This is a genomic window from Nostoc sp. CHAB 5715, assembly GCF_020829685.1.
Classification (GTDB): domain Bacteria; phylum Cyanobacteriota; class Cyanobacteriia; order Cyanobacteriales; family Nostocaceae; genus Nostoc.
Map to the genome: position 1 here is coordinate 1 of NZ_JAIVFR010000829.1, position 3,432 is coordinate 3,432.

Consider the following 3,432-nt stretch of genomic DNA (forward strand, 5'->3'; position numbering starts at 1 on the left):
CAACTTCTAAACTTAAAAGAAGTGTTACTATATCTAGCATGGGCGTTCTGTAGACTGGAAGTTGTCGTTGTGGTAAACAACAACTTTACTACAGAACGCCCTATTTATTTTTGGCGAAGGTATTGCTGCCCCTAACGGTAAATCAATCACCCGCAGCGAACAGCCCTCATTTACCAGCAGCCGTCCCATGCGACTGATAGCGGTTCTGACTCGTTGGACTGTCTCAGGTTTATTGTCCTGGTCAAAGCAGATGTTAACCTGTCTCCCCTGTGTTGCGAAATGTTTCAAGTCGGGAATCAGAGAGGGTTTACCAATGTTTCGACTCCGCTCAACACAAGTGGCAGTACCGTACTCATCTTGTGGGGTGCGGTATCCAGCGTTAACACCGGGGATAGCGATCGCAGCATAACCAGCAGTTAGTAACGCCCCTGCTTTCTTGACTCCTTCGACAATTGTCACTGGCACATTATGCCTCCAAACCCAATGCCAGAAGCCCCCAGGATGTTGTAAATCTTCTTCAGTGATAGGGATACCGCAACGTAGGGAAACTTTTACCCAGATGCGATTCGGTACTAGGAGGAAGAAGGCGCGTGTCTCTTCTCTGTATGGGTGTTCGTACTTGATCAATTTGTGAATTTTCTGGCGATCTCTTCGGGGGTGGTCGGGTTTGAAACAGCCCCACATCATCAGGACGTAGTTGTTGAGCGGGTCAACGCCAGAACACCACCAGCCGCCTAGTTCGATGTGCTGGTATTTTTTCAAGTCTCTGTCTCGTAATCGTCCATCATTGCGACGAGAGATTTTGGGACTGTAGAGCAGATATTCGTAAGGTGTTATGCCGTAGAGCGATCGCGCATTCAGATGAAAGATTTCTTCGTCAACGCAACTGTTGAGCCATTCCTGTAAGTGTAGAGCTTGAGAATCAGATTCGATTATACGCATATTCCCTCTGTTTTTTGACGCATGGTGCAGGGTGCGGCACTTGAGTCTGTGCCGCCGGTTCAACTTTTTGTGAGAGCTTGTGCTGGCTATGAAGTAGTCACTAAGCCAGCTAGAGTGTTATCTCTGTCCCCCGGTATGTGTGGTCTGAATGTGAGATTGATTCGTGTGCTAACGACTTTGTTAGTCTTGGGAACTTGATGCAGATGTGTAGACTGACAACCAGGGTGCATCACAAGCAAGCTGCCGTGTTCCAGCCAGAAGTCAGTGGGTTTGCCATCTCTCGGTTTGATTTGGAATTTGCGACATGAACCCAAGCTGACTGATGCGATCGCTGGGTTAAATCCCATCGATGTTTCATTGTCGGAGTGCCAGCCGATTGAGTCAGTGCCACTGCGGTATTGATTGCCGATGACTATGCGGAATTTGTAGCCAGTCAAAGCGGTGATCCTATCTCGTAACTTAGACAGAGCATCTGTCCAAGTCAGGGGTTTCAAAAATACACTATTGGAGTAAAGGTAATCACATTCGGCATCACCATAAATGCACTCCAGACGAGGGACGGGCATTGTTTTACCCGCAATCCTGATTTGATTTTGTTGCCACTCCAGTTTCAAGCAGTGTTGGTAGAGTTCGTTTGCTTGTTCAAGACTCAAGAAATCGGGGTAATAACTGACTGGTAAGACTGGTGCGGATTCAGTAAATAAGTTGAGTTGTTGCATGGTAGTTTTATCTAACTAAAGAACGTCTGACTGGGGGAATTGCTGTTAGTTTTGGTTGGACAAAAATACTTCATGTTTCTTGAGATACCTGTTCCCAATACTCAAGAACAAAATTATGGGCTTGCTGTAAAACTTGAGGGAGTAAAAATAACGGGACTTCCCAAGCTGCAATCACACTACCAGCGAAACATTCTGCAAGTTCAACCCGAATACATTCTGGTAAATTACTCTCTAAAAACTTGAGTGAATGATCTTCGTTTTCTGGTAACTGAACAAAAAAATAATCGTCGTGCATAATATCAGCAACTAGACCGTATTTTTCTGCCAAGGTTTTTCGTAGAGTGTTCATAACGAAAGGTTGAGTTAGGTAGGGAATTATTGAGAAATGACTTTTACTATTTCGGGCAACCACCGCAGTTGAAAAACAGTTTGGTTTGAAGATTTGGCGACTGCGGGAACCATCCGCCCCCATTGCTTACCTGATTCAGTAGGACGATAGGGAATTTTCTTGTCATCAGTTCTGTATTGCAGTCCTGAATTTAGTAAACAGTGGTTAACAGCCCGTGCAGACATTCCCACTACCTCACCGATTTGTGTTGGGTTGAGAAATGCGTCCTCTGCAACATTTGTTTGAGCGATCGCAATCTTGAGTTCATCTGCTGCGGGTTTGAGTGCGGGGTTAACTTTGGTGGCGGCATTAACTGCTAACTGCGCGGTGAGAGATTTTTCTAATCCGGCAAATTCCCCCAACATCATTGCTAACTGTGCGGCTTCGTGAGCAATGGTTGTTTTGGGTTGGTAGTTTTGAAAAGTTTCTGCTTGGTGGGTTTTGATAGCGAAATAACTTTGGGCTGCTGCTATTTCTGGTTTTCGTGGATCTCCGTTCATTGCTACCAAATAACAGGCATAGCGAGAAAGGCGATAGTCACTGGGTACATTTCTTGTATAAAGCCCAGCCTCGGTAAAGTGATTTTGTACTGAGGAGCCAGTATTTTGACAACCAATTTTGGCTCGGTCGATAGTATCTACAAAACGCTCCCACTTTTTATAACCAAGCAGTTCCATCAACTCTCTAGCTAGCCAGTGTTCATTGCCGTTGTCATCTAGGTGACGAATTGTGTTAAACGGGCTGCTGTTATGATTGCTTTGGTGACTTATCAAGTTAGATATCATAATCGTCTCCTTCAAAACTGCTTAAACATTTACCCGCACTAAGCTTTTTTCACCAACTAATGAGAAACGATTCGATATAGTTGGTGTCTTAATTAACGTTGGTGACATCAATTCAACAAGGTAAAACCAAGAATTATGCACCAGCGCAATCCCCAAAATCAGCCGTTGTTTTGTTCCCTTATCGTGAGAACAGAGGATTACTCTTTCGCCTAGAACAAAAGCAGGTTTTTGCATAGTGATGGCTTCTAATTCTCCAGTTCCGATGATTTGGTTTTGTGTAGCGTGGAGTATTTCATTACGGCAATCAATTGAATAAATCCAGCACTCATGCTTCCACTGAATACCGCAACAGTAGCCAAAAGTTCTCGTGGTTCGGAGGTATACTCTCTCCAATAAATTGACCTCAACAGGTGGAATTGTTTGTCTCCAAGGTGGCGAGATATACCAGATTGTTTGAAGCGCGTTAATGTGGTCAATCATACGAGTTTCCCCACTAAATATTCGATAGCGTCTTTATCAATGGCAGCAATGCGGTTCTTAATACGTTCAGGTGGATTCTGAAGAAATCGTTTTAAGTCTTTGCTTTTGATTTGGTGAT

5 protein-coding genes are annotated in these 3,432 nt (G+C 44.3%); all 5 read right to left on the reverse strand.

Going from position 1 to position 3,432, the window contains the following annotated elements; genetic code table 11:
- Nucleotides 1-33 precede the first annotated feature (33 nt).
- The 5 genes from LC574_RS32060 to LC574_RS32080 all read right to left on the reverse strand — a co-directional run bounded on the left by LC574_RS32060 (nt 34) and on the right by LC574_RS32080 (nt 3,314).
- Complete coding sequence (locus tag LC574_RS32060) at nt 34-942, reverse strand: DUF3854 domain-containing protein (RefSeq protein ID WP_306422187.1); 909 nt, start codon at nt 940-942, stop codon at nt 34-36.
- An 86-nt stretch (nt 943-1,028) separates the two neighbouring features.
- Entirely contained in the window at nt 1,029-1,661 is a 633-nt protein-coding gene (locus tag LC574_RS32065) for an alpha-ketoglutarate-dependent dioxygenase AlkB (protein WP_229457643.1), read from the reverse strand.
- Between the two features lie 70 nt (nt 1,662-1,731).
- The gene (locus LC574_RS32070) at nt 1,732-2,010 is read right to left on the reverse strand and encodes a hypothetical protein (protein ID WP_229457644.1); all 279 of its coding nucleotides are present in this window, start codon (nt 2,008-2,010) and stop codon (nt 1,732-1,734) included.
- 26 nt (nt 2,011-2,036) lie between these two features.
- Complete coding sequence (locus tag LC574_RS32075; RefSeq protein ID WP_229457645.1) at nt 2,037-2,834, reverse strand: BRO family protein; 798 nt, start codon at nt 2,832-2,834, stop codon at nt 2,037-2,039.
- Between the two features lie 21 nt (nt 2,835-2,855).
- Entirely contained in the window at nt 2,856-3,314 is a 459-nt protein-coding gene (locus LC574_RS32080) for a DUF1392 domain-containing protein (protein ID WP_229457646.1), read from the reverse strand.
- Nucleotides 3,315-3,432: the final 118 nt, after the last annotated feature.

Excerpts from the sequence above, each read along its gene's own strand:
- LC574_RS32080 (WP_229457646.1), bottom strand. The coding sequence starts at position 3,314 with ATGATTGACCACATTAACGCGCTTCAAACAATCTGGTATATCTCGCCA.
- LC574_RS32075 (WP_229457645.1), bottom strand. The coding sequence starts at position 2,834 with ATGATATCTAACTTGATAAGTCACCAAAGCAATCATAACAGCAGCCCG.
- LC574_RS32070 (WP_229457644.1), bottom strand. The coding sequence starts at position 2,010 with ATGAACACTCTACGAAAAACCTTGGCAGAAAAATACGGTCTAGTTGCT.
- LC574_RS32065 (WP_229457643.1), bottom strand. The coding sequence starts at position 1,661 with ATGCAACAACTCAACTTATTTACTGAATCCGCACCAGTCTTACCAGTC.
- LC574_RS32060 (WP_306422187.1), bottom strand. The coding sequence starts at position 942 with ATGCGTATAATCGAATCTGATTCTCAAGCTCTACACTTACAGGAATGG.